Annotated in this window: 1 rRNA gene; it reads right to left on the bottom strand. The window is 56.1% G+C overall.

Going from position 1 to position 1,061, the window contains the following annotated elements:
- Window positions 1-23: 23 nt before the first annotated feature.
- A 23S ribosomal RNA gene (locus tag AB0D27_RS45535) occupies window positions 24-1,061 on the bottom strand; the annotation flags it as partial.

Below are 1,061 nucleotides of genomic sequence, written 5' to 3'. Positions count from 1 at the left end.
CAACACAGTGGACGCGAGCAACTGAGGACAAGCCCTCGGCCTATTAGTACCAGTCACCTCCACACCTTGCGGTGCTTCCAGATCTGGCCTATCAACCCAGTCGTCTACTGGGAGCCTTACCCCATCAAGTGGGTGGGAATACTCATCTCGAAGCAGGCTTCCCGCTTAGATGCTTTCAGCGGTTATCCCTCCCGAACGTAGCCAACCAGCCATGCCCTTGGCAGGACAACTGGCACACCAGAGGTTCGTCCGTCCCGGTCCTCTCGTACTAGGGACAGCCCTTCTCAATATTCCTGCGCGCGCAGCGGATAGGGACCGAACTGTCTCACGACGTTCTAAACCCAGCTCGCGTACCGCTTTAATGGGCGAACAGCCCAACCCTTGGGACCGACTCCAGCCCCAGGATGCGACGAGCCGACATCGAGGTGCCAAACCATCCCGTCGATATGGACTCTTGGGGAAGATCAGCCTGTTATCCCCGGGGTACCTTTTATCCGTTGAGCGACGGCGCTTCCACAAGCCACCGCCGGATCACTAGTCCCGACTTTCGTCCCTGCTCGACCCGTCGGTCTCACAGTCAAGCTCCCTTGTGCACTTACACTCAACACCTGATTACCAACCAGGCTGAGGGAACCTTTGGGCGCCTCCGTTACTCTTTAGGAGGCAACCGCCCCAGTTAAACTACCCATCAGACACTGTCCCTGATCCGGATCACGGACCCAGGTTAGACATCCAGCACGACCAGACTGGTATTTCAACGACGACTCCACCTGAGCTGGCGCTCAAGCTTCACAGTCTCCCAGCTATCCTACACAAGCCGAACCGAACACCAATATCAAACTGTAGTAAAGGTCCCGGGGTCTTTCCGTCCTGCTGCGCGAAACGAGCATCTTTACTCGTAGTGCAATTTCACCGGGCCTATGGTTGAGACAGTCGAGAAGTCGTTACGCCATTCGTGCAGGTCGGAACTTACCCGACAAGGAATTTCGCTACCTTAGGATGGTTATAGTTACCACCGCCGTTTACTGGCGCTTAAGTTCTCAGCTTCGCACACCCGAAGG

The sequence above is a fragment of the Streptomyces sp. NPDC048415 genome (assembly GCF_040651675.1).
Classification (GTDB): domain Bacteria; phylum Actinomycetota; class Actinomycetes; order Streptomycetales; family Streptomycetaceae; genus Streptomyces.
The sequence above is the reverse complement of the archived record's forward strand: the minus strand, read 5'-3'. Positions and strand labels throughout refer to the sequence as shown.